This is a genomic window from Vreelandella azerica (assembly GCF_013112225.1).
GTDB lineage: Bacteria > Pseudomonadota > Gammaproteobacteria > Pseudomonadales > Halomonadaceae > Vreelandella > Vreelandella azerica.
Genome location: NZ_JABFHI010000002.1, coordinates 21,479 through 46,226, shown reverse-complemented (window position 1 = coordinate 46,226; position 24,748 = coordinate 21,479). Strand labels below are relative to the sequence as shown.

Here is a 24,748-nt window from a genome sequence, read left to right as displayed (position 1 = left end):
AAGAAGGAGAAGACCATGACCCACTGTTTACGCGTCGGCGTCGGCGGCCCGGTTGGTTCGGGTAAGACCGCGCTGCTCAAGCAGCTCTGCCTGGCACTACGGGAATACTACGATATTGCCGTGGTCACCAATGATATCTACACCCGTGAAGACGCTGACTTTCTGCTCAAGCACGATGCCCTGCCAGCGGACCGTATCCTCGGAGTGGAAACTGGCGGCTGCCCGCATACCGCCATCCGTGAAGACGCCTCGATGAACCTGGCCGCGATTGATGACCTTCAGGCACGTCATCCCAAGCTGGAGCTGGTGCTGGTGGAATCTGGCGGCGATAACCTGTCGGCCACCTTCAGCCCTGAGCTTTCCGACCTGACTCTTTACGTGATTGACGTGTCCGCGGGCGACAAGATTCCACGCAAGGGCGGGCCGGGTATCACCAAATCAGATCTGTTGATTATCAACAAGATTGATATTGCCGAGCAGGTACACGCCTCCCTTGAGGTGATGGAGCGCGACTCGAAAAAGATGCGCGGCGAACGCCCCTTTGTGTTTACCAACCTCTACGACGGCGTCGGACTTGAAGAGATCATCCGCTTCATTCTCGATAAAGGCATGCTTGATGAGCGTCGCCCATCCGCCGCCAGTGCTTGAACTTTCCATAGATAAATCACTTTCAGGAGAAAAATAATGCTGCTAACCCGTAAACATAGCGTGACGACTCTCATCAGCCTGACAGGCTTTATCGCTGTGCTAATGATGAACAGCGTTCAGGCACATTCAGGCCATGCGCCTACGCAGGTACACAGCCACCTGGGTAGCCCGATGATGTGGTTGATGCTGGGTGTTGCCGCCCTAGGGCTCACCGCCGCTGCCCTGTTTAGGCGCAAGCTATGGCGTCAAGCCAGTGATGCCAAGGCAGCACCAAAAACGCGATAAATGGCTGACTGCCTGGGGCGGGGGTTAACTCACCGGTTCCAGGCGGTAACCGTACTGGTAGACACTTTTCAGGCGCAGCCCGTACTGGCCACCGAAAGCGAGTTTTTTACGTAATCGGCTAAGGTGGGTATCAATGGTCCGAGTGGTAATGTCAGCGCTGATTCCCCAGATAATCTCGAGAATATGCTCGCGAGAGAAGAGCTGGCCAATATGCGATAAAAACAGCGCTGCAAGATCATATTCCCGTGAAGTCAACGGGATGGCCTGGCCGTTCAGCAAAATGCTATGACTGCTTGGGGCCAGGGTATAAGGGCCAAAGGACAGATTCTCGGCGACCATCCCCTTGTTGATATCAGCGCGGCGTGCCAGGGCGGAAAGGCGCGCTCGCAGCTCTGCCGGGCGAATAGGTTTGGTCAGAAAGTCATCTGCGCCGCACTCTAATGCCATTACCACATCGTTCTCACCCTGGCTTGCGGTAATAAACAATATCGGACTCGTCCAGCCAAAATCTTGGCGTAACCGCTGCACCAAGTGCATACCGTCTGCATCCGGCAGGTACCAATCGATAATCAGCAGGTCAAAGGTTTGCTTCTGCAACGCTGCCAATAGCTCGCTGGCGCGTTCAAAGGCGTCAACGCGGGTGTCTTCGTCACCCCAGTCCTTGAGCGATGTGGTGATAAAGCGACGCTGCAGCGGATCGTCTTCGAGTATACCGATATGCATGGGCCTGCTCGTTACCCCGAAAGGGCATGATAATTTTTAACGTTCTAGTCGGTGACGCGGAGGTGCCAGGAGGTTGGTTCCAGGCTGCGCTCTGTAGGCAGCGTTATCAGGCCAGCGCTGCCAGCTCATTGCTGGCCGCCTGTACCGAGGCCTGCAGGACTGCTATCAGTTCATCGCTGGGCTGCTTGCCTGCCTTGAGATTCTGATCAATCTCTTTAGTCACGCCTTCAATACGTGTTGCGCCCACAGAACCTGCCGACCCCTTCAGGGTATGCACCTGGCGGGCCAGAGTGTCGTCGCTTCCGGCACGCAGTTGCTCTGGTAATTGGGCAAACTCATCGGTCAGCTGCTCGTGAAACATGGCCAGCACCTCACGGTAAAGCTCCTCGTCGCCATCGGCATAGGCAAGCCCGGCGCTGGTATTAAATTCTTTCAGGGTGTCGAGTGTCAGGGGCATAAAAGTTCTCTTCTAACAGCGCGTCTTGAAAATGTACTTAAAGGCTAATGAATGCGACGATGTTTATCGTTATAATATTAACAAACATTAACAAATTGCACATCGAGAGAGTTTACACTAATCGCAACCATTATTTTCACCCCCATTTGCGATAACAGCATTGAGGTAACCGCATGGCGCCAGCGCAGACGCTACTTGTCGTTGATGATGACCCGACCGTTCGCCTGTTGACTTCATCGGGCCTTAAAAAGCGCGGCTATCAGGTGATTCAGGCGGCAGATGCAGAGCAGGCGTTGCGCCTGATGCAAGACAACACACCTGATCTCGCCCTGGTGGATGTCAGCATGCCCGGGCGCAACGGCTTTGAGTTTGTTCAGGCAGTACGTAATGGCGAAGCGGGCATCGCCAATCAGGAGCGACCACTCTTGATGCTGACCGGCTCCGACGACGTCACATCAATTGATCAGGCGTTTACCTCAGGGGCGACCGATTTTATCACCAAGCCGATCAATCTGCCGCTGCTGGTGGAACGGGTGAAATATGCCCTACGCGGGGCCGAACGTGAAAAAGCCCTACGCGAGGCGCAGATGGAGCAGGCCAGTGCCTGCAAGCTGGCTCGTTTAGGTTTCTGGCAGCTGAATTTCAGCAATGATGCGCTGACATGGTCGGAAGATGCCGCCGAAGTGCTGAACTGTACTGCGTTGCCGGAAAGCCACCAAGCCTTGCTGGGGCTGCTGAATGACACCGACGCTCTACGCCTGAATACCGCGTTGGAAGCCGCTCAAGAAGGCCGAGAGGGTCTTAATCTTGAGGTCACCCTGCACCTGAGCCATTCCGAACGTATTTTGCGCCTGCAAAGTGACCCGAAAACCCAGGAGGGACACCTGATTGGTGCCTTTCAGGATGTGACGGCCCTGCGCGCGTTTGAGGATAAAGCACTTTACCTTGCCGAATATGACGATCTGACCGATCTGCCCAAGCGACGTTTGTTTCTGAACCTGCTGGACGAGCAACTGGCAGATACTAAAATGATCTGGTCGATTGGGGTGATTGATATCAGCCGCCTACACCGAATTAACGACGCCTTGGGGATTGAAGCCGGTGATCAGGTGCTGGCCATGTTTGCCCAGCGTCTCAAGCAAAGCCTGGGCCATGAGGCGCTGATGTGCCGTCTGGAAGCAGATACTTTTGCGGTGGCAATTCCACATGCCAATAGCCAGCAGATGCAGGCTTACCACCACAACTGGATGCAGCCGCTGGCTCGTGCCCACAAGGTAAAAGGTGAAGAGATCTTCGTTGATTTTACCGCCGGTGTCAGCCTGCACCCTCAGGATGGCAGTAACAGCGACGAGCTATTGCGAACGGCGCTGCTGGCTCAACGCTTTTGCCGCTATCACACAGCCAATCAGCGAGTGATGTTCTATCAGGACGTTGAAGCCTTTGATGATAGCAATGCCCTAAGTCTTGAAAATGACCTGCGCAAGGCGCTGGGTAATCAAGAGTTCTTCCTGGTTTACCAGCCGCAACAGCAGCTTTCCAACGGTCAGTTTATCGGCGTTGAGGCGCTGCTGCGTTGGCGCCATCCTATGCGCGGAGTGGTGTCGCCGGGTGAGTTCATCCCTCTGCTGGAAGAAAGTGGCCTGATTATTGATGTAGGCGACTGGGTGGCCGGGGAGGCCTGCCGCCAGCTGGCACAGTGGCAGACGGAAGGTATTGAGGTTGCCATGGCAATTAATATCTCGGCGCGCCAGTTCGAGCAGGCTGGGCTTGCCAAGCGTCTTGCCCAGCATGTGGCCGAGTATGGTGTAAAGCCCCAGCAGCTCGAGCTGGAGATCACTGAAAGCACCGCCATGAGTAACCCGGAAGCAACGCTTGCGACCCTCTATGAACTCAAGAAGCTGGGGTTCAAGCTTGCCATTGATGATTTTGGCACTGGCCACTCATCTTATGAATACTTACTGCGCTTTCCGCTCGATACGCTAAAGATTGACCGTAGCTTCATTATTGATGTTGCTGAAGCGCGTCAGAATCGTGCCATTGTGCGCTCACTGACGGCTCTGTGCCAGGGGTTAGGGCTCAAGACGGTAGCTGAAGGGGTAGAGACCCAGCGCCAGCGTGACTATCTTGATGCACTTGATGTGGATGACGTTCAGGGGTTCTTGCTGGCCAGGCCCATGGAACCACAAGCCTGCCTGACGTTCCTGCGCAAGCAGGCTAAGTCAGCCGTGGTCAACTGATACCGTGAGGCAGCGTGAACCAACGTTGACTTGCACCTGAACAATGAACGAATAGCGACTCACCAACAGCGTTAAAAATAATTACCCTAAAACTTGGCTTACCAACAGGAAATCACGATGCAATTACAATTTGATTCCAGTGGATCTGTGGAGGGGTTTGCAGCATCACTGCAGACGTTGGCATCCCGCGCCGACGTTGCCGCCATACTGGTATTGGCCTGTGATGAAAACGGCTGGCAGCCGGAAGACGTTGACCCTCTCCTGCTGGCGGCTGAAGTGCCGGTATCCGGCGGCATCTTTCCACAGATTGCCTATCAGGGCAGTAATCATGTTAAAGGGACGCTGTTGGTAGGCTTGGCGGCAGCGCCTGAGCTTGGGGTGATTGAAGGGTTGAGCGATGCAGACGCCGAGTATGAAGAAGCCCTGCTGCCACTGGCCGAGCGCTGGCCTGAAGCCAGCGGCGAGCAGACCTATCTGGTGATTGTCGATGGGCTGGCATCACGCATCAGTGCCTTGATTGAAAGCCTGTTTTACACCTTTGGGCTGGAAAACAACTTTATTGGCGGCGGCGCCGGTTCGCTGAGCTTTGAACAGCGCCCCTGCGTGATCACCCCGCAGGGCCTGAAAAAGACGCTGCGCTGGTTGCGCTGCTGCCGATGCCCAGCAGCATTGGGGTTACCCACGGTTGGGAGCCGGTCAGCGAAGCCTTTACCGTCACTTCCAGCGAACGCAATGTAGTGAAAAGCATTGACTGGGAGCCTGCTGCGACCTTCTACGCACGGATGATTCATGCCCACAGCGGTCAGGATATCAGCATCGACAACTTCTTCTCAGTGGCTAAATCCTACCCGCTGGGTATCTCGCGGCTCGGGGCTGAAATGGTGGTGCGTGACCCCTGATGATGAATGAGCAGGGCGAGTTGACCTGTGTGGGTGAAGTGCCGGAAGGCTGTATGGTCAAGCTGCTTAATGGTAACCCGAACACCCTGATTGCCGCTGCAGCCCATGCCCGCGAGCAGGCAATGGCCCAGCATAAGGGCTCAACGCCGACGTCAGCTGATTGGCTGCTGATTGACTGTATTTCGCGCGTGCTGTTTCTGGGCGACGACATGACCAAGGAGCTGGAGGCTGTCGGGCAGGGCGAGGCGGTATTTGGCGCCTTCACGCTGGGAGAAATCGCCAACAGCGGTAGCGATTACCTGGAGTTCTATAACAAGACGATTGTACTGGGTGTGCTGGGTTGATCATCCGCTCAGACGTGCCGTTAGCACGGCCAGGCATTGGCTCTGGCCAGCCGGCATGGCATTAACACGTGGGGAATAACAGGTTGGAAACGGCGTGAACAAGCTGGCAGAAACCGAGCTATTGTACGAAATTTCTTTGTCGATCGGACAAAGCCTGAACCTTGCGCCCATGCTGACCCAAAGCGTTGGCACCATGGTGCGTGCGCTGAACTGTGTCAGTGCCAGTGTGCTGCAGTTCACTACCTCGACTTCACCGGAAACAGAACAGCGGTCAGTGGAAGGCATAGCTGAGCAGGAATGGTTGAGCTGGGATTATGCGCTATGTATTCCTCGTACGCTCAATAAGCGTCCTGAACACCAGGCGTTTATTGCCAGTCTTCAGCTGCCTGAAAACCGCCAGCAGCTTACAGATTTTTCGGCCGGCCTGCCCATGCGTATTGCTGACTTGAACGGGGAAGGCGAGCGCTATGTGTTCGCGTTACCGGAGTTTGGGGTACTGCTGCTGTATCGCAAAGGTGAAGGATTTTCGCACAGCCTGCTGATGTCGCTGGCCAAGCTGATGGAAAAACTCGCTATTGCCGCCCGTGCCTGCCTGTATGAAAGCGAGTTGCAGCATCAGATTGAGCAGGCCAGGGCCGCCAACATGGCCAAGAGCCAGTTTCTGGCCAACATGAGCCATGAAATCCGCACGCCGATGAACGGCGTGATGGGCATGCTGGAGCTGGTGCTGGAAACGTCTCTGGACAAAGAGCAGCATGAATACCTGAATCTGGCCCGAGTCAGCGCCGCGCATCTGTTGGAAATCATCAACTTGCTGCTGGATATCTCCAAAATCGAAGCCAACAAGCTGGATCTGCGACTTGAAAGTACTGATCTCTACCACTATCTGGGCCAAGTGATTAAAGCCCAGGCACCTCGCGCCATGGTCAAGGATGTCAAGCTGTTCTACCACCTCGATGACGCCTTGCCGCGCTACGTATGGGTAGACCCGGTGCGCTTCCAGCAGGTGCTCAATAATCTGCTAGGTAATGCGCTCAAGTTTACCGATAGGGGCCATGTTCGCCTGGATGTGAAGCTGACATCCCAAGCACTGGCGGACCCCTCCGACCAGCTTATGTGGCTGACGTTCAGCGTATCGGATACCGGCATTGGCATTCCTGACGAGCAGGTTGACAGCATCTTTGAAGCCTTTGAACAGGTTGACAGCAAAGCCAATCGGCGCTTTGAAGGCACTGGCCTTGGATTAGCCATTACCCGCCAACTGGTGGAGCTGATGGGCGGCAGTATTTCTGCCACCAGCCGTCTGGGGCAGGGCACCTGTGTGACCTTTGATGTTCCCTTGGCGCTGTCGCAACCACCCGCCAAGGCCACCCAGGCCACCTTTGATGCTCAGCGCCACCGGGTGCTGTTTGTGGAAGATGAACCGGTGGACCGCGATGTTTTCAGCGCCATGATGAAGGCGCTTGGCGTAGCGTTTGAGCTTTGCAGCAGCGGCCCGGAAGCCTTGTTCCGTCTGCGCCATGCCCAGGATGACGACCGCCCGTTCAGCGTGGTGCTGGTGGATGTACATATGCCGGGGATGAGTGGCTATGAACTGGCTGCCAAACTGCTCGACGAATCCCTGGTGGCACCGTCATCGCTGTATCTGGCAACCTCATCAGCCCTGGCTGGCGATGCCCAGCGCTGCACGGAACTGGGTATCCCCGGGTATCTGACCAAGCCGCTGACGCTTGGAGACCTGCAACAGGTGCTGGCCGAGAGCGATGCCCAGACCCGTTCCGGGTTGCCCAGGATGACCGGTAACGAAGAAAGTGAAGCACAGATGCCACTGGATGTTTTGCTAGTGGAAGATAACCGGATCAATCAGAAGCTGGCCCTCAAACTGCTGGACAAGCTCAACGCAAGGTGCGAGATAGCCTTGAATGGACAGGAGGCGGTGACAAAGGTTCGTGACAGCCGTTTCGATATTATCCTGATGGATATCATGATGCCGGTAATGGACGGCGTGCAGGCGACCTATGCCATCCGTGAGTTCGAACGCCTCAATAACTTGCCACAGACCCCCATCATTGCCCTGACAGCCAACGCCATGAAAGGCGATCAGGAACGTTATCTGGCAGATGGTATGCAAGGCTATGTCACCAAGCCGATCAATTTCCAGCGTCTGAAAAGTGAAATCCTGCGGGTCTACCAGCCCCGTTCGCAACGCTCGCCGCTGCGCGCTTCTGACGCCATGACGCTAGACGACTTTCTGGCACTGGCCGAGCCCCCTAAACCCTGATTCTCCCAAACCACCCTCTCAGCGCAGTGCTGATACAAAGCCGTCAGATCCGAACTCGGCGTGAGTGCGTAACGTTGCAAAAATTTGCATTTCAGCCTTTAAAATCGCGTAGGATAAACGTTGAAAATTGTTAAGCAGTGTTGTTTTGTGGTTTCACCAACGCCTCAATAACGCTGTTTCAGCGGAATGTTCAAATACAATTTCAAATACTGTGCCAAACGAGGAAACTTCTATGTCTTTTTTACGGCCTTTCCAGCGCACCGCGCTATGCATGCTGTATAGCGCTGCCGTGTGGGCAGCTATGGTATCGACCAGTAGCGCCCTGGAGGCGCCCACCGGCCAGGTGGTACTCACCGTCAGCGGCGATATCGGTACAACCAACCAAGGCGAACAGGCGGTGTTTGACCATGCGATGTTCTCTGAACTGGGTATACACACCACGGTGACAGCAACGCCCTGGCATGACGAAACCATGACGTTTAGCGGCCCGCTGGCAAGGTCAGTGCTTGAAGCCGTTGATGCCCAGGGCGATAGCGTCATTGCGATTGCCCTGAATGATTATGAAGCCGAGATCTCGGTAGCGGATTTCTACGAACATGACGTTATCCTGGCCACTCATGCCAACGGCGAGCCGATGAGCGTACGCGAACATGGCCCGGTATTTGTCATTTACCCTTTTGACAGTGACGCTGATCTGCACAAGGAAACCATCTACTCGCGCTCCGTCTGGCAGGTCAATCGGTTGCTGGTGCCCTGAACAGACCCTAAGCAATACCGGATGGCTTAGATGAAGATAGGTCGTATAAAGACATTTCTGTGTTCTGTAATTCGCGAGCGATTCTGGTCAGTACTCGGAATCAGCGTACTTTTTATTGCCTCCATGACCTTGGGGGTATTGCCCTATACAAGCATCAGGCATCAGACAAGCGCCTGCTGGAAGATGCCTTGTGGGCTTCCTATCAGCTTGATCGTGAACTGCAGGATGTCCGTCTCGCTCTTCTAAAGGCGACCCCTGATTCGATGGCAGAGCTGACGCTTGCCTACGATATCCTCTATAGCCGCTTGAGAGTGATTGAACGCGGGCAAGTGGCCGAGCTGATACGCAGGGTTGAATTGCGCGGGCATGACATTGATACCATGCTGGCCGACATCAGGGCGCTGGATGAGGCGGTGCAAGCGCTAACGCCTGATTCCCTCCCTGCACAGCGTGAAACGCTTGACCAACTGCTTGCCGAGATACAGGAGGCGACGGGCGCCTTGGCGGTGCGCACTAACCTGTATTTTGCTGGCCAGCGCCAACGTGATCGCGAAGCCCTGTATACCCTGATCCGCTCATCGCTGGTGCTAGTGGCCCTGACCATGCTGGCCGGTCTGATTCTGCTCTTTCAGCTGCGCCATCAGCAGCTATCGCTGGAATCACGTCAGCGGGCGCTGAGCGAAACTAATGCCCAGCTGAAAAAGCCAAGCAGCAGGCTGAAAAAGCCAGCCAAGCCAAATCCGATTTCATGGCCGTGGTCAGTCATGAAGTGCGTACGCCGCTGAATGGTATTGTCGGCCTGACCGACCTGCTTGAAGAAGAGGTGGTGCGTACTGAAAAGGGCCGTGACTACCTGAACACCCTGCGCGCTAGCACTGAAGCGCTTTCCACCGTCATCAACGACATTCTCGATTACTCGCGCATTGCCGCCGGCAAGCTGGCATTGGCGCCACGGCCATTCTCGCTGGACCAGTGTTTGCATACGCTCTGCTACAGTTATCGGCTGCGTGCTGAAAACACCCCGGTAACATTCTACTGTGACCGACCCGAGGAGCTGGGGCTAGTGGTGGCCGACCCGGACCGTTTGCGCCAGGTGCTGATGAACCTGCTTAACAATGCCTTCAAGTTTACCGATGAAGGCAGTGTGGCGCTGGATGTGATTGCCCAGCGCCATGATGATCAGCTGCATGTTTTCTTCAGCGTCACCGATACAGGCTGTGGCATGAGTAAGGAGCAGCAATCCAAGCTGTTCCAGCCCTTTTCACAGGTAGACAGCTCCTTATCCCGACGCCGCCAGGGGTCTGGGCTTGGGCTGGTGATTAGCCAGCAGTTGGTGGAAGCCATGGGCGGCCAGATCGAGCTGCTAAGCGAGCCGGACTGCGGCAGCCGCTTTTCTTTCCAGCTAACCTTTAAAACCGCCCAACCCGTGGCATCTGTGGTTCCCAAAGAGCCGGAAACACCCAACCTGGCCGCCAACATCCTGGTTGTGGAAGATAACCCGGTTAACCAGATGTTGGCGCGCAAGCAGCTCACCAAGCTAGGTCACGCCGTCAGCGTGGTGGAGAACGGCCAGGAAGCGCTGGATATCCTGGCGATACAAGGCTTTGACCTGGTGCTGATGGATATGCAGATGCCGGTAATGGATGGCACTGAAGCCACCCGGCAGCTACGTGCCCGGGGAGAAACCCTGCCGATACTGGCGATGACCGCCAACGCCATGCCAGAAGATGCCCAACGCTGTCTTGATTCAGGTATGCAGGCGGTGATTACCAAGCCCGTCAAGGTCACTGAGCTGAGTAATACCATTAACCATTACCTGACGGTTGCAAGGTCGTGAATATACACCAAGCTGAGGAATTCGTGTTGATCCGCCGCTGCATAGAAGGCTCGCCCTTGGTGTTGCAAGACGCTGATGCAGCTTTTCCTGATGATTACAAAGAATAAGGAGGAGATGCCTTGGATAAAACCGCTCAATCAGGTTATAGCGTAGCGATTCAGCCTATCTGCGACAGACAGTTTCATCACGTGGCAGATGAGCTTTTATATCGTGCCTGTCCGGGCGCGGATAGTGTCCGGATTGATAACCCGCTGCTGGCAACGGCCAGAGCCTGTGCCACGGCCTTCTACGAGGTGGGGCTGCAGGCACTGGTCGGTGAGCGCTGCCTGTTTTTCAATGCCACCGCTGAATGGGTCGCCAATCCGGACATCATGCCCTTGCCCACCCAGCGTCTGGTAGCGGAAATTCCTCGCCACCTGCTGAGCGAGCAGGATATGTTAGCGCGTTTTTCAGCGTTGCGTGCCCAAGGCTACCGCATCTGTATTGATGATACTTTACTGCTCAGCGACGGTGATACTGTACTACAGGCTGCTGATTTTCTTAAGGTTGATATCCGCCGTGAGGACGCAACGGATTGGCCTGAGCGCTATCGCCGTCGCGGCTTGCAGCTGATAGCCACTTTCGTGGAAAGCCGTGACCAGTTGGAACAAGCCCGCCTGGCAGGCTTTGATCTGTTTCAGGGCTACGTGTTCTCACCCCTAACCATGTCCAGCCACTTAACCGGCGGCGCTCCAGCAACCCGGCGGCAGAAATGCAGTTGCTGGCGGAGCTGGCGCTGACAGAACCCGATCACGCCCGGCTTGAAAGCCTGCTGGCCCAGCATCCGCACTTGTGCAATCTGGTGTTTCGTCAGTTGAATTCCGCCGCTCACGCCAACCTGGTGAGACCGATCAGCAGCCTGCGAGAAGCCATCCAGCTGCTTGGCACCCAGCGTTTGACCTCCATGGCCGCAGCATTATCGCTATCGCGCAACGACCCGGTGCAGCGCCTGCAGCTCAGGCAAGTGGTCATTCGCGCCGGCGTCTGTCGCCAGATTGCTAAGCGCCTGAAGGATATCAACGAGAGCACCGCTTTTACCCTCGGGCTGCTGTCGCTGATTGGCCAGGTAGAAGGCGAAAGCATGCAGTCGATGATCGGGTCGATTCCCTTGGCAGATGAGGTTAAGCAGGCACTTCTCACCCGTGAAGGCAGCCTGGGAAAACTGCTTTTACTGGTGGAGCGCTTTGAGCGCGGAGAGCTTGAGCGCCTTAGCGCCAAAATTATTGCCCTGCTGAATGAAGATTACTTGGCTGCCGTTGCCTGGGCCGAAACGCTGCTGAGCGAAACGCGCTAGCCGCTGGCCGGGGTGTGTATGGCAGCCCGGCGGATATCGTACTGATGGACTGCATGATGTCGGTCATGGACGGGCTGGAAGCCACGCAGCGCTGGCGCGAACATGAACATCAGTACGGCACTGCTGCCAATGCAAGATTACCGATTATTGCCATGACCGCCTATGCCAGTGATGACGAAATCGCTACCTGCTACGTCGCAGGTATGGATGCTTACCTAAAGCAGATCACCAAAGCCGATGATGGCATTGAGTGGGGTGCGAATTTCATGGCTCATATTGGCCACAAACAAGCTTTTGGCTTGGCTAGCCTGTTCTGCCTTATCCTGACGTTGCTTTCGATGGGTAATATCGGTGGCAACGCCCACCAGCCGCCGTTTTTCGCGTGGCAGATTGAGCTGTAAGGGAATCTTGGTGGTCTGGAACCAGCGCTGCTGGCCGATACTATCAGTCACCGGTTCTTCAGGAATAAACTTGATCTTGCCGCTCCTCAATACTTCTTGGTCATCGAGTAGAAAGGCTTCAATTTCTTCCGGGCGCGGTGAAAAGTCAGCGTCAGTCTTGCCGATGATCTCCTCAGGTGAAGCGCCAAAAACGGCAGCCAGCGTCTGGTTGACCATGCTGAAGCGGCCATACCAATCCTTGACAAAACAAGGCATCAATCACGTCCTGCAGAAACTCGCGGTCTTCATCGGCCTGGTTTTCCAGCGCCAGCCGCTCGGTGGCATCAACGCCGGAGGCAAAGACCCTGCCATCACGGGCGCGGGCCTGCCATTCCAATGAGTGATAACGGCCATCTGCCGCGCGAAAACGGTGAACAAAGTTGATCACGGTGGCGCCTTCCGCCATGCGGGTAAAGGCTTCAGCTGTCTGGGGGATATCGTCAGGGTGGAGGTAGCCCAAGGCATGTTGGCCCACCATGCTAGCGGGATCATGGCCGAGAAGTTCATGGAAAGCCTGATTAACCCGCAAGATGCGCCCGTCGAGACCGGTAATGGCCATCAGGGAAAGCGATATCGCAAAAACGCTTCCAAGTCGCTATGTAGAACATCCCTGTCATCTTTGCCTTCAGGGAGCCCTCCAACCTGCCTATCGCTCATTAACTACCGCCTCAATTGTAAACTCTCCATTAATAGTATCGCGCCTGTTAAAGGGAAAGTGTCAATCTTTGTTAAAGCTGAGCGTTTAACGTATGGCAGCAAGGGGTGATGTTTTCCAGGATACATCGGCAAGTAATTAATCAATTACCAACTCTTTTAGCCCTGCTTCATTACTAACAAAGTCAAGCTTTTCGATCTCGCCATCCTGAGACAGAGAGATAACGCTGACGGCGCCTTCTTGTCGGGGCAGCATGGCCAACTGTTCTGCGTCGCGGGCTAGCAGCACCCGGAAGGGGTAATCACGTAGAGACGGTATCGCAAACAGGCGGGCAACGAGGCGTGGCATGCCGCTGATGTCGGCGACATACACCAGGCCGGCGGCGGTGAAATCGCCCTTATCCAGTTCTCCAAAGCTTTGTTCCATCAGGTCATTGGCATCCATATCCGCACTGAACAGCACGTGACGAACGCCGGGGTAAGGCAGTTGGTAAACGTTGCCGAAGGCATCCGGTAGCTGCAATGAGGGGAAGGTATCACCTGCTTGAAGTGAGCTTGAGGTGGTTTCGCCCTGAGCAAGGCTCAGTGGGGCGATGAACAGGGCAAGGGCAAAAAGCACAAAACGCATGATAACGACCGTATAAGTGGTGGGGTTGGAATGAATAACCTACGCGCCCAAGTAGCGGTATCACAAGCATTAAGGCTGTGAAAAAACGCCGCATACCCGAAGGTAGGCGGCGTTTTGAGCACCCTTATGATGGCAGGTTCAGACGTGGTTAAACCCCGACCGGGCCACCATCTTTTTCTGGATGACCACAGTAGACGCGCGGGGGCGTACCTGGCCTGATGCTTCGCGGGTGGCATCCTGGGCCAGGGAAGCGGCATCAGCCGGCCAGTTGCCGGGGTGCTGAATGTTAATAAACAGCGCTGTCTTGTCCGGTGTGGCGAAGATGCCGGTTACTTCACAGCCATTGGGGCCTACCGCAAAGCGCTTCATATGGTGCTGGTTGCTCTGCTTGACGGTGGAATCACCGCCTTGTGCGTTGCGCAGGGCGCTGGGTACCACAGCCAACAGCTGGTCGTTAGTATATTCGGTAATGCCTTCGTAGCCGTTGTCAGTCTGAATCCACAGGATGCCTTCACCGCCATCACGCTCGTCAAACCACAGGCCATCGGGGCTGGCGAACTGGTTCTGTTCGGTCAGGCCGGACAGGTTGTTAGCATCGGCAGCCGCAGCGCCAAACACAAAGACTTCCCAGTTGAAGGCCGTGCTGTTCGGGGCATCCCGCCAGCGGATGATATGCCCTGCGCCGTTATCCGGGCGCGGGTTGGCGGCATTGGTCGGGGCGGTTTTAAAGCCGACGCCAGGCTGGGTGATGTCGCTGCCATCGTTGGTGTAGGTGGCATCAACGCCTTCTTCACTGCGCTGGCTGTTGTTGGTCAGCGTCAGGTAGACCTCGCCGGAGGCCGGGTCCACGGTGGCCCATTCCGGGCGGTCCATGGGAGTGGCACCCATCAGGTCAGCGGCGTCGCAGGTGTTGATGATGATGCCCGCCATATCGTTATCGGCAAGGCCAAGGGCGGCTGACAGACGACGGCCATCACGGGTGGTGGCATCCGGCGTCAGGGGCAGCCATTCGCCGTTGCCGTCGGCGTCAAAGCGGGCGGCATAGAGCACACCGTTGTCCATGTACTTGGCGCCAATGGCCAGGCGGTCATACTGCTCGCCGGGGCGGTTGGCATCTGCCGGGTTCCAGTTGGCCTCGGAAACAAACTTGTAGACGTACTCGTTACGCGCATCGTGACCGGAGTAGAACACTACCGGCTGGCCAGCCTCAAGCTTGCCTATCCAGCAGCCTTCATGGCGGAAGCGGCCCAGGGCCGTGCGCTTGACGGCATTCTGCTGGGTGTAAGGGTCAATCTCGACCTGGTAGCCAAAGGTGCGCGCTTCGTTGCGGTAATCATCGGTGGCGCTTGCGCCACGCGGGGTGATATCAAAGCGGGCGAATTCTTCGTTGGCTTCAGAGGCATCACCGGCAGAGGTTTCCCAGGCGTAACGGCTGCGCTCGGTGGGAATACCAATCCGCGCGTCATCGATAAAGCGCTCGCCGGTATTAACGAAGATATTCGGCCAGTTTTCTTCACAGGCAATGTAGGTGCCCCAAGGAGTGACACCGTTACCGCAGTTGTTGTTGGTGCCACGGGTCTGGGTGCCTTCCGGCGAGAAACGGGTCTTGACGTAGTCGCTACCCGCGACCGGCCCGGCCAGATCCATTTCGATGGCGCTGGTAAAGCGGCGGTTGTAGCTGGAGTCGGCAACATGCGACCACTGGCCATCGGCATCCTTGCGTACTTCTACCAGGGTAACGCCGTGGGCGTTGATCTCGGTGCGGGATTCTTCAGCTGGGCGCTTGCCTTCTTTGGCATTGGTAGGGCCGCCCTGTGGCTGCCACAGGGCATTCTGGTCGATGTATTCGTTATTCAACGCCAGGACAAAACGCTGGGAAGCGCTGCTGTCGTCCAGTGCAAACCCTGCCATGCCATCGTGGTGCATGCCAACGCTTTCTGCCTGCTGAGCGGCGGTCATGGGGTCTGCCGGATTCCACTGGGCATTGGCTTTGAGCGGCGTACCCCAGGGCACCAATACCTGGGCGGTATAGCCTTCTGGCACCACAACGGCATCCTTGTGAGCGCCCTGAATGGCTTCAAACGCCAAGGTCAGTGGCTTTTTGTCGCTAGCGGAGGCCAGAGCCTGGGAGGCGGTGCCCATGCTCAGCATGGAAGCAGCAGCGACGCCCAGACCACCGCGCATCACGTCGCGGCGGGAAACCCGCTTGGCAAGAACATCGGCAAAGGGAGTGTTGCCGCTGTGGTTGAACAGGCGATGATCTTCGATTTCTTTACTCATAGTGGCCAGGCCTCGTTTTTTTAAGAATGAAAAACAGGTCAATACCGCACCGTCGGTATCTTCACTCTGCAAAGGCTAGGCCTGGACTATGACGGTTCAATGATCAGTTGTTTAAGGTTTTGTAAATATAAATATCGTTTGTACTTATTAAGGTGTCTGGTTGATTTGCCAGTCGTTAGACGTCAGCGCCACGCCACCGTTGGCGGTAACCAGCACGGTATCACTGATGCCGATCCCCCACTGGCCGGGCAGGCGCAGGCAGATGGGCAGATGGAACACCATGTTTTCCTCGAAAACTCGCTGTTGGCCACGGGCAATATAGCCGGTGCCTTCCACCCAGCTGGGCGGGAACTGGGCACCCACCGCATAGCCAAACACCCCGGAGAAAAACAGCCGTTCTGCATGGGGTGCCAGCACGGCTTCAGCGGCTTTGGCGGCATCATCAAAGGTGTTGCCGGGGCGCATGGTGCTGATCAGCGCCTCATAAATGCCTCGGCAGGTATCTCGCACTGCTTGCATTTCTGTGCTCGCGCGGCCCGCCACAGCGGTGCGCATCATGGGCGCGGTGTAGCGTTGGTAAGCGGAACCGAACTCCAGAAACACCGGGTCGCCTGGGGCAATCGGGGTGCGCTTGTGGTTGACGTGAATCACACTGATTCGCCGCCCGCTGGTGACGATCGGCTGCAGGCTCATGAATTCGCTGCCTTCAGCAATCAGGGCGCGGGCGCCTTCGGCGGCGATATCGTTATCCGTCATGCCCGGGGCAATGATGGCTTCTGCCGCCGCCAGGCCAGCGGCGGTAATCCGAGCGCTTTCGCGCAGGCAATCCAGTTCCAGCTCCCGCTTGACCAGCCGCTGGCCGTCAAGAATGTTGCCGCCGTCCGAGTGGAAACGCTCGCTGCCCAAGCGTTCCTGAAGTGACTGAATAACACCAAAACGCAGGCCAGCACTGAACGCATCCAGCCCAATGGCGTGACACGGCGCCAGCAGGTCGGCCAGCGGGGCGATCACCTCATCAATGCCTTCCCAGCGATAGCCAAGAATCTCATCCACGGTGGCGGTGACCACTGCCGGGCCAGTTTCTATCGAGGGCACCTGTAAGGTGACGCGCTCAGCGGTGACCACCAGGGCGGTGTGCACCGAGACTTCAAAGGTGTGGTAGCCGGTCAGGTAGAAAATATCTGCCGGATCGGTGAGCAGCAGAGCATCACGGCCAGCGGCCTGCATCAGGCTGCGGGTACGTGCCAGGCGGGCGGCAAATTCTGCGCGCGGGAAGGGCAGCTCAGCGCCTTGCAACTGTGCAGCAAGGGCGTGGCGGTAAGCGTAGTAATCCATAGGGCCTCCAGGGCAAAATACAGTCAACCCTGCCGAGTCTAGACTTAAAGGCTGCAAGCCGCCTGCCCCGTTGCGACACCGGTGCTAACGGCGGCTTTCAACGCTTCTCATCTTCCCCTAGCTGAGCCATCAGGTAGTGGTACATGGCGTCAGCGGCCGGGGAAAGGCTCTGCCCTGAACGGCGCAACAGGCCCATCTGACGTTCAAGGTGGGGAGTGGCCAGAGGGATAAAGCGCAGCCGCTTGTGCTCTTCCTGAAAGGCCAGCCGGGGCAAGGTGGTGACGCCGATACCGGCTTCCAGCATGGCGGTGAGCGAGATCATATTGGAAATATACAGGGTGCTATGGGTGAGAAGTTCTGCCGCTGGTGAGCCTTCCAGCAAACGCGAGGTGCCATTACGAATCAGCGTATAGGGCTTGAGCGCCCGCCAGTGCAACGCCTTCTGCTGCGCCAATGGGTGGTCGTCGCGACAGATCACGCCAATATCATCGTGCAGCAGGGCTTCAAAACTCAGCGCCTCATCGGGCAGCCATAGGCTGGTGATGCCGAGTTCGACTTCACCCTTGAGCACCATGTCGTTGACCCGTTCGGAATGGCCGTCCTGCAGGCTGATATCAATCCCTGGGTAGCGTTGCAGAAACCCGGCCAGCAGCGCGGGCATCAGGCGGCTGGCCACCGAAGGCACGGCAGCAATATCCACCCGACCATGCTGCTGGCGGGCAATCGCCAGGGCATCCCGGCAGACGCGGTCATGGTGGGCCACCAGTTCGCGAAAGCGGGGTACGCACCAGTGGCCGAAAGGGGTCAGCAGGGCCTTACCGCCGCCTTTCTCAAACAGCGGCTGGCCCAGCCGCTCTTCCAGGTCGCGCACGGCCATGGAAATGGCCGGCTGGCTGCGGTGCAGCTGGCGAGCCGCAGCATGAAAACCACCGGCATCAAGAATTGCCAGCACATAGCGCATAGGCGCCAGTTTCAGATCGGGGAGCATGGTCTTTTATCAACCGTTTAAGGTGGTAAGTTTTACTGATCATTTTATCTGTATTATTGATTATCCTTATCTTCGCGTCTTCTTTAGCATGGCGTCAAACGCTAGTTGTTCACCCTGCTGAAGGAAATCTTTATGTCATCCCCGCACGCGCTTTATATCAACGGTCAATGGGTCGACGGTACAAGCCACATTACCAATGCCAACCCCTCTGATCTGACGGATGTGATCGGTGATTACGCCCAGGCCAGTGCCGCTCAGGTAGAAGATGCCATTACGGCGGCTCGCAACGGTCAGAAAGAATGGGCCAAAACCGGGTTGGAGCAGCGCTACGGCGTGCTGATGGCGATTGGCGATGAGCTGATGGCGCGCAAGGAAGAGCTGGGGCGCCTGCTGTCGCGTGAGGAAGGCAAACCGCTGGCAGAAGGTATGGGCGAAGTCGCCCGTTCGGCGCAGTTCTTCCACTACTATGCCGCCGAAGTGCTGCGCCAGCTGGATGAGCGGGTCGATTCCGTGCGCCCTGGCGTGGAAGTCGAGACCCGCCGTGAACCGGTGGGTGTGGTGGGGATTATCAGCCCCTGGAACTTCCCCATGGCAACGGCGGTATGGAAGATTGCCCCGGCGCTGGCGTTTGGTAACGCGGTGATTTTCAAACCCGCCAACCTGGTGCCCGCCAGCGCCTGGGCGCTGACCGAGATCATCAGCCGTCAGGCGCTTCCGGCAGGTACCTTCAACCTGCTGATGGGCAGCGGCGGCAGCGTCGGTGAGGCGCTGATCACCAGCCCGGCCATCAATGCGCTGACCTTTACCGGTTCGCTGGAAGTCGGCCGTCGCGTCGCCGCTGCTACCGCCGGCAATCTGGTCAAGTGCCAGCTGGAAATGGGCTCCAAGAACGCCTTGATTGTGGCTGAGGATGCTGATCTGGATCTGGCCGTCGAAGCCGCCTTCAACGGCGCCTATTCCGGCACCGGGCAGAAGTGCACCGCTTCGTCGCGGCTGATCGTCCATGCGGGTGTGCATGACGCCTTTGTCGAAAAACTGACCGCACGGCTGGCCAAGGCCAAGGTTGGCCCAGCGCTAGAAGAGGGTGTGCAGATTGGCCCGGTGGCCGATGCCCGTCAGCTTGAATCCAATCTGAACTGGATCGAGCGCGCCAAAGCCGAGGGAGCCAAATTGGTCTTCGGCGGTGAGCGGGTCGAGTGTGCCAGCGACGGTCACTTCATGGCGCCGACCCTGTTTGTGGATACCACCAATGAGATGGCGATTAACCGTGAAGAAGTCTTCGGCCCGATTGCCTGTGTGATCAAGGTGGCGGATATGGACGAGGCGATTGCTACCCTGAATGACACCAACTTCGGCCTGACCGCCGGCATCATTACCGATTCCCTGGCGCTGGCCAACCGCTTCAAGGCACAAGCCGAGACTGGCTGTGTGATGGTCAATCTGCCAACGGCGGGTACCGACTACCACGTGCCTTTTGGTGGCCGTAAAGACTCAAGCTTTGGCCCGCGTGAGCAAGGCCGCTATGCGCGTGAGTTCTACACCGTGGTCAAGACCTGCTACGTCAAAGCGTAAGGAGTCGCGCATGTCTCAACAGATGCTGACCGTGGATGGGTTGCAGTATTCCAACTGGTCCCGGGAAATTTTTGAACAGATGCGCGAGGGCGGCGTGGATGCCGTCCACGCTACCTTGGTCTACCACGAAACCCTGCGCGAGACCTTAACCCGGATTGGGGAATGGAATCGCCGCTTTGAAGCCCACGGCGACCTGATCATGCCGGTGCATGCGCCGGGGGATATCGAACGCGCCCGTGAGGCGGGCAAAGTGGGCATCTTTTTTGGCGCCCAGAACTGCTCGCCGATTGAAGACGACATCGACATGGTCGCAGTGCTGCGCCAGCTGGGCTTGCTGATCATGCAGCTTACCTATAACAACCAGAGCCTGTTGGCCTGCGGTTGTTATGAGAGCGAAGACAGCGGCATTACCCGCTTCGGGCGCCAGGTGATTCGCGAGATGAACCGGGTCGGCATGGTGATCGACATGTCTCACAGCAGTGAGCGCTCGACGCTGGAAGCCATCGAGATTTCCGAGCGCCCGGTGATTATCTCGCATGCCAACCCGAGCTTTTTCCATGATGCCAAGCGCAACAAGTCTGACAAGGTGCTCAAGGCCATTGCCGAAAACGACGGCCTGCTGGGCTTTTCAGCCTATCCGTTCCATCTGAAAAACGGCCCGGACTGCACCCTGGAAGATTACTGCGACATGATTGCTCGCACCGTTGACCTGATGGGCATTGAACATGTCGGCCTGGGAACCGACCTGTGCCAGAACCAGCCAACCTCGGTGCTGGAATGGATGCGCAACGGGCGCTGGTCAAAAGAGATGGATTACGGCGAAGGCAGCGCCAATAACGCGGGCTGGCCCAAGCCGCTGGCCTGGCTACGCGATAGCCGCGACTTCCCCAACCTGATGGAAGCCCTGCGCGCTAAAGGCTTCGCTGAGCAAGACGTTGCCCGCATTATGGGGCGCAACTGGGTCGAATTGCTGGAGCGCACTACGACCCCAATGGAGTGAGTTGACACTTCAGCAGGCGCTGGCTGGCTGCAGTGCCTCGTCCACCACACAACAGTCACAACGACTGATACCCACAATAATCAATAATGAGGTTTAAACATGGACTCTCCTTCCAACCCGCCCCCAACAAGGACGATGTCTCCGGGCTTGGCAAGTTCGGCGACCCGATCGTACTCGCCCTGAGTGGCGGTTTCGTGATTCTTTTTGTACTGCTCTCTCTGATTAATATCGAGGGGGTGGCCAGCCTCATTTCCACCGGGTTCGCCTGGACGGCGGCGGTGCTTGGCTCCTACTTTCAGCTGTTTCTGTTGCTGACCTTCTTTATTGCCATCGGGCTTGCCATTTCCCCGGCGGCCAGCGCCAAGATTGGTGGGCTGAACAAGCCGGAATTGAGCACCTTCAAATGGCTCTCCATCATCATGTGTACCCTGCTGGCCGGAGGTGGCGTGTTCTTTGCTGCCGGTGAGCCGGTGTATCACTTTGTGGTGACGCCGCCTGCCTTTGATACTGAAGCCGGCACGGCACGGTGGAAGCCATTGCCAGTGCGCTGGCGCAGTCGTTCATGCACTGGGGCTTTCTGGCCTGGGCGGTGCTGGGTTCACTGACCGCGATTGTGTTGGCCTACTGGCACTACGAACGGGGCCTGCCGCTGCAGCCGCGCACCCTGCTGACCCCGGTACTGGGTGAGCGTTTGATGCGTGGTTGGCTGGGCGGCGTGGTCGATGCCTGCTGTGTGATTGCCGTTGTAGCGGGCACCGTTGGCCCTATCGGCTTTCTGGCCACTCAAGTCAGCTTTGGCCTGCATGAGCTATTCGGTATCAGCGAAGGCTACATAACACAGCTGGTGATTCTGATCGGCCTAGGAGCAGTTTACGTGACCTCGGCGGCCACCGGGATTCATAAAGGCATTCAGATCCTCAGCCGTTTTAACGTCTTTCTGGCGCTGGCGATTGCGGCGGTGATTTTTGTATTTGGGCCGACGCTGTTTTTCACTAATGCCTACCTGCAAGGGTTTGGCCAGTATTACCTCCTTCTTCGCCATGGCCACCGTGACCTCGGAGACCGCGCCGGGCTGGTGGATGCAGTGGTGGACGGTGTTCTTCTTTGCCTGGTTTATCGGTTACGGCCCGCTGATGGCGATTTTTGTGGCGCGTATTTCCCGTGGTCGTACCATTCGCGAGATGATTCTGGCTGTTGCCGTGATGGCACCGATTGCCACCACCGTATGGTTTACCCTGCTTGGCGGGTCCGGCATCTACTATCAGATGAGCGGCGCGATTGATCTGGCAGAAGCCCTTAATAATTTCCAGTTTGATGTCGCCACCCTGACCGTAGCTCAAGCGCTACCGGGTGGCACCTTCATGGCGCTGGCGGTTTTGATGCTGACCACCATCTTTGTGGCGACCACAGGTGACTCCATGAGCTACGCGATTGCCGTGGTATGTACCGGCCATGATGAGCCACATACGGCCGTGCGTATCTTCTGGGGTATCACCATGGCGCTGATGGCGGCCATTCTGCTTTACATGGGAGCTGGGCAGATTGGTGTGCTGCAGCAGTTTATCGTGATCACGGCCATTCCTGTCTCACTGGTGTTGTTGCCGTCGCTGTGGTTAGGGCCAAAAGCAGCTTATGCCATGGCGCGCGCACAGGGGCTGACAACGCGTAAGAAGGTCATCGTTCATGAATAACCGCGATTGGGGGCTGGCGCCGCTGGCCCCTCTAACCTGCGCTGTGCTGATGATGTCATGCAGCTGGAGCGTCTGGGCAGCCTGCATGCCTGCCGCTTGAGTTTTGTGCGTACCCTGATGCGCCAAATGGGGCGCCAGCGCTGGCAAGTCAGCCGCGAGCGTTTTGATCTGGATGAAAACGGCTTTGGCACCGCCATCTACCGCTTGCAGACGCCCTACGGGCGTTACCACGGGGTGATGTTTGCCCAGGCGCTGGACGACTCACGTCGCTCCGACCGAGTAATTGCCGAGGCCTGGGACGTTACCTTTGGCCTGGTGGAAGGTGATGTAGACGATAGCCTGCTGGAGCAGATGGCGGCTAATGTGCCGCTTCAAGAGGCTGGCCGCCAGCATCCCAGAGTGCTGGTGCTTTCCCGCGCCAATAAAAGCCTGCGCAACTTTGCCCACTTTGTGGAAGCGTTGGCCAAGGGGGAGCAGCCTGACCCTCAGTGGTTGACTCGGGTCGGCTACCTGTATCGCACCACTGCGGTCTACGGCAACGGCAAATTCGGCATTGCCGATTTTGCCCGCCTGCACGAAAACCCGGATTTTCGTCGGCCTTTTTCAGCGCAGATGGCAGGTGTCTATCTGCTGCGCCATTTCTCGATTGAGCAGGTCGAACATCTGGCCCGCAGCCAGGCGCCGGAAAGCGCCTGCGCACTGGCTACCGAACTGCGCCGCTATCTGGGCATTGGCAACTCCACCGGCCTGGGGATGGCCCCGTTTCTGATCAATCATCCTCAGCTGATCGCCCAGTGGGTCAACCAGCGCGAAACCGCCCTGGCTTTGGCTCAGCGCCAGGCCCCCAGCGAGGAAGACCGTCAGCGGATGATAGCGCTGACTCGGCGCGCCCTGCAGCATCTGACGGAAACCGTGACCGAAGATGCCGAACAGACCGAGCGCAATGCTGAGACAGTCGCCAGCCTGCCAGATGTGCTGGCCTGGCTTGAAAGTGCGCCCCTGGAAGATGACCTCTGGGCGCAGCTGACGGCCTGGAGTGAGCGCACGCTGTCGCTTGAGGCTCAGGAGCTGATCAATACCCTGCTGATCGAGCTGTATCCTGAGCTAGTCGACCCATTGGAAGAGCAGATGGGAGTAACCGAAAACCTGGACCTTCAACCGGATATGCCGCTGATTCGCCTGCGTCAGCTGATCGAAACCCATTACAGCTGGGCGCTGACGCATGACTACCAAAGCCGTGAAGGCAGCTACTGGTTCTGGTACCGCTCGGTAGAAAAGGAAGAGCCACGGCTTGGGGTGCGGCATGAAGAACTCGGCGTCGAGAAAGAAATGCTGATTGCCATGGGCCCAAGGGTCGCCCATAGCCATGCGGCCATCTGCGAATTTCTTGAGGACAACCCCAAGGCAAAAGTGGTGGATTTTCTGCTCGCCAAGCCGCGCCACAAAGAAATCATTCGCCGGGTACAGACCCTGGTAAAGGATACCTACGGCGATATCCACACCAATCTGTGGCACCAGGATATGAAACCCATGCATCTGCTGCGCACCAAACTCGCGTTTTTCGGGGCCAGCCGTTTTGATCCCAAATCTGACCGCTGGGTGCGCATTACACTGTTCCAGGGCGCACCGCTGGTGGAAGAACTCAACGCCGAGCCGCAGGATCTCAGCCACTTTGATGACTGGAGCTTTCCGCTACAGCCAACGCTTGAGAACGGTGTCATTGGCGCGGCCGGGCTATCACCCCATGCCAACTCAGTAGCGCTCTCCGTTCATCCTTCTGCGCGTGGAGAAACATCATGAAAGTTTCCTTCAACGAGCTACAGGGGTTGTGCCGCAAAGCCTTCACCGGGATTGGTTTTGAAGATGGCGATGCCGCCGATGCTGCTGACATGGTGGCCTGGATGCAGTGTCATGGCTTCAACGCGATTGACCAGCTCAACCGCGGGCTGGATTTCCTGCTTGACGAAGATCCGGAATCGCTGCCCAAGGTGATTTATCAGGATGACGACCTGGCGGTACTCGACGGCCATGGCCAGAGCGTGTTGCGCAGTATCAGCTTGGCTACCGAGCTGGGCTTTGCCAAGGCCCGAGCGCGGGGTCTATCGGTGGTCAAGATCCGCCGCTGCCACAACCGCCAGCTGATCATGGGCTATCTTTCCCGCCTGGCCGGGCGAGGTATCAATATCACGGCTTTCTGGCGCAATGCCCAAGTGCCGCTGACCGAACAGGTTGTGGGCTTTAGAGCAGGTCACCCGACGCCTGAAGTACGCATCTATTCAGTACGCGATGTGCCGGAAGAAAACGAACCCAACGACGGCATTACCCTGGTGATGGCAACCATGTAGAACTCTTGCCTTCT

At 57.1% G+C, this 24,748-nt stretch carries 24 protein-coding genes and 2 pseudogenes; 18 read left to right on the top strand and 8 right to left on the bottom strand.

Going from position 1 to position 24,748, the window contains the following annotated elements; all coding sequences use genetic code 11:
• Positions 1 to 15 precede the first annotated feature (15 nt).
• Together ureG and HLB35_RS04160 are read left to right on the top strand one after the other, a co-directional pair.
• Complete coding sequence (gene ureG, locus HLB35_RS04165) at positions 16 to 648, top strand: urease accessory protein UreG (protein WP_171701642.1); 633 nt, start codon at positions 16 to 18, stop codon at positions 646 to 648.
• A gap of 36 nt (positions 649 to 684) precedes the next feature.
• A complete protein-coding gene (locus tag HLB35_RS04160) occupies positions 685 to 933 on the top strand; it encodes a hypothetical protein (protein ID WP_171701641.1) in 249 nt (82 codons plus the stop codon).
• 24 nt (positions 934 to 957) lie between these two features.
• Here HLB35_RS04160 and HLB35_RS04155 read toward each other — a convergent pair whose 3' ends face one another.
• On the bottom strand, positions 958 to 1,656 hold the full coding sequence (locus tag HLB35_RS04155; protein ID WP_171701640.1) for a response regulator transcription factor: 699 nt from the start codon (positions 1,654 to 1,656) through the stop codon (positions 958 to 960).
• A gap of 106 nt (positions 1,657 to 1,762) precedes the next feature.
• The gene (locus HLB35_RS04150) at positions 1,763 to 2,113 is read right to left on the bottom strand and encodes an Hpt domain-containing protein (RefSeq protein WP_171701639.1); all 351 of its coding nucleotides are present in this window, start codon (positions 2,111 to 2,113) and stop codon (positions 1,763 to 1,765) included.
• 173 nt (positions 2,114 to 2,286) lie between these two features.
• Between HLB35_RS04150 and HLB35_RS04145 the strand changes: the two genes are divergently transcribed.
• The 11 genes and pseudogenes from HLB35_RS04145 to HLB35_RS18760 all read left to right on the top strand — a co-directional run.
• Complete coding sequence (locus tag HLB35_RS04145) at positions 2,287 to 4,350, top strand: putative bifunctional diguanylate cyclase/phosphodiesterase (protein ID WP_171701638.1); 2,064 nt, start codon at positions 2,287 to 2,289, stop codon at positions 4,348 to 4,350.
• A 117-nt stretch (positions 4,351 to 4,467) separates the two neighbouring features.
• Entirely contained in the window at positions 4,468 to 5,088 is a 621-nt protein-coding gene (locus tag HLB35_RS16380; protein ID WP_216601399.1) for an FIST signal transduction protein, read from the top strand.
• The gene (locus HLB35_RS16375) at positions 5,007 to 5,249 is read left to right on the top strand and encodes an FIST N-terminal domain-containing protein (RefSeq protein WP_216601398.1); all 243 of its coding nucleotides are present in this window, start codon (positions 5,007 to 5,009) and stop codon (positions 5,247 to 5,249) included. Before HLB35_RS16380 ends, HLB35_RS16375 begins: the two co-directional genes overlap by 82 nt.
• Positions 5,249 to 5,593, top strand: coding sequence for an FIST C-terminal domain-containing protein (locus HLB35_RS16370; protein ID WP_216601397.1), 345 nt, complete (start codon positions 5,249 to 5,251; stop codon positions 5,591 to 5,593). Before HLB35_RS16375 ends, HLB35_RS16370 begins: the two co-directional genes overlap by 1 nt.
• Before the next feature lie 94 nt (positions 5,594 to 5,687).
• A complete protein-coding gene (locus tag HLB35_RS04135) occupies positions 5,688 to 7,874 on the top strand; it encodes a response regulator (protein WP_171701637.1) in 2,187 nt (728 codons plus the stop codon).
• A 232-nt stretch (positions 7,875 to 8,106) separates the two neighbouring features.
• The gene (locus tag HLB35_RS04130) at positions 8,107 to 8,631 is read left to right on the top strand and encodes a putative pterin-binding protein (RefSeq protein WP_235936985.1); all 525 of its coding nucleotides are present in this window, start codon (positions 8,107 to 8,109) and stop codon (positions 8,629 to 8,631) included.
• Between the two features lie 59 nt (positions 8,632 to 8,690).
• Positions 8,691 to 9,416 (top strand): hypothetical protein, encoded by a 726-nt coding sequence (locus tag HLB35_RS04125; RefSeq protein ID WP_171701636.1) that lies wholly within the window; start codon positions 8,691 to 8,693, stop codon positions 9,414 to 9,416.
• Complete coding sequence (locus HLB35_RS04120) at positions 9,380 to 10,468, top strand: response regulator (protein ID WP_171701635.1); 1,089 nt, start codon at positions 9,380 to 9,382, stop codon at positions 10,466 to 10,468. The genes HLB35_RS04125 and HLB35_RS04120 overlap by 37 nt, the downstream gene beginning before the upstream one ends.
• Positions 10,469 to 10,587: 119 nt before the next feature.
• Complete coding sequence (locus HLB35_RS04115) at positions 10,588 to 11,247, top strand: YuxH family protein (RefSeq protein WP_171701634.1); 660 nt, start codon at positions 10,588 to 10,590, stop codon at positions 11,245 to 11,247.
• Positions 11,220 to 11,801 carry an HDOD domain-containing protein gene (locus HLB35_RS04110; protein ID WP_171701633.1) on the top strand — a complete coding sequence of 194 codons (582 nt, stop codon included), beginning with the start codon at positions 11,220 to 11,222 and terminating at the stop codon, positions 11,799 to 11,801. The genes HLB35_RS04115 and HLB35_RS04110 overlap by 28 nt, the downstream gene beginning before the upstream one ends.
• A 44-nt stretch (positions 11,802 to 11,845) precedes the next feature.
• Positions 11,846 to 11,962: pseudogene (locus tag HLB35_RS18760) on the top strand (hypothetical protein); the annotation flags it as partial.
• A gap of 54 nt (positions 11,963 to 12,016) precedes the next feature.
• Here the strand turns inward: HLB35_RS18760 and HLB35_RS18175 are convergent.
• The 6 genes from HLB35_RS18175 to HLB35_RS04075 all read right to left on the bottom strand — a co-directional run bounded on the left by HLB35_RS18175 (position 12,017) and on the right by HLB35_RS04075 (position 18,126).
• Positions 12,017 to 12,457, bottom strand: coding sequence for a PAS domain-containing protein (locus tag HLB35_RS18175; RefSeq protein ID WP_171701632.1), 441 nt, complete (start codon positions 12,455 to 12,457; stop codon positions 12,017 to 12,019).
• Positions 12,375 to 12,815, bottom strand: coding sequence for a PAS domain-containing protein (locus tag HLB35_RS04095; protein WP_328731329.1), 441 nt, complete (start codon positions 12,813 to 12,815; stop codon positions 12,375 to 12,377). The genes HLB35_RS18175 and HLB35_RS04095 overlap by 83 nt, the downstream gene beginning before the upstream one ends.
• A 219-nt stretch (positions 12,816 to 13,034) precedes the next feature.
• On the bottom strand, positions 13,035 to 13,523 hold the full coding sequence (locus tag HLB35_RS04090; RefSeq protein ID WP_171701630.1) for a hypothetical protein: 489 nt from the start codon (positions 13,521 to 13,523) through the stop codon (positions 13,035 to 13,037).
• Positions 13,524 to 13,661: 138 nt separating this feature from the next.
• Entirely contained in the window at positions 13,662 to 15,803 is a 2,142-nt protein-coding gene (locus HLB35_RS04085; protein WP_328731008.1) for a PhoX family protein, read from the bottom strand.
• Between the two features lie 147 nt (positions 15,804 to 15,950).
• Positions 15,951 to 17,138 (bottom strand): M24 family metallopeptidase, encoded by a 1,188-nt coding sequence (locus tag HLB35_RS04080; protein WP_171701629.1) that lies wholly within the window; start codon positions 17,136 to 17,138, stop codon positions 15,951 to 15,953.
• Between the two features lie 97 nt (positions 17,139 to 17,235).
• Positions 17,236 to 18,126, bottom strand: a complete 891-nt coding sequence (locus HLB35_RS04075) for a LysR family transcriptional regulator (RefSeq protein WP_171701628.1) — start codon at positions 18,124 to 18,126, stop codon at positions 17,236 to 17,238.
• Between the two features lie 132 nt (positions 18,127 to 18,258).
• Here HLB35_RS04075 and HLB35_RS04070 point away from each other — a divergent pair, with 132 nt between their 5' ends.
• The 5 genes and pseudogenes from HLB35_RS04070 (at position 18,259) to HLB35_RS04050 (ending at position 24,734) form a co-directional block, all read left to right on the top strand.
• A complete protein-coding gene (locus HLB35_RS04070; protein WP_171701627.1) occupies positions 18,259 to 19,698 on the top strand; it encodes an aldehyde dehydrogenase family protein in 1,440 nt (479 codons plus the stop codon).
• 10 nt (positions 19,699 to 19,708) lie between these two features.
• Positions 19,709 to 20,698: a dipeptidase gene (locus HLB35_RS04065; protein WP_171701626.1), complete on the top strand. Its 990-nt coding sequence runs from the start codon at positions 19,709 to 19,711 to the stop codon at positions 20,696 to 20,698.
• Between the two features lie 86 nt (positions 20,699 to 20,784).
• Positions 20,785 to 22,389 (top strand): annotated as a pseudogene (locus HLB35_RS04060) (BCCT family transporter).
• A gap of 6 nt (positions 22,390 to 22,395) precedes the next feature.
• The gene (locus HLB35_RS04055) at positions 22,396 to 24,189 is read left to right on the top strand and encodes a hypothetical protein (RefSeq protein ID WP_235936984.1); all 1,794 of its coding nucleotides are present in this window, start codon (positions 22,396 to 22,398) and stop codon (positions 24,187 to 24,189) included.
• Positions 24,186 to 24,734 (top strand): DUF3726 domain-containing protein, encoded by a 549-nt coding sequence (locus HLB35_RS04050; RefSeq protein ID WP_235936983.1) that lies wholly within the window; start codon positions 24,186 to 24,188, stop codon positions 24,732 to 24,734. Before HLB35_RS04055 ends, HLB35_RS04050 begins: the two co-directional genes overlap by 4 nt.
• Positions 24,735 to 24,748 lie beyond the last annotated feature (14 nt).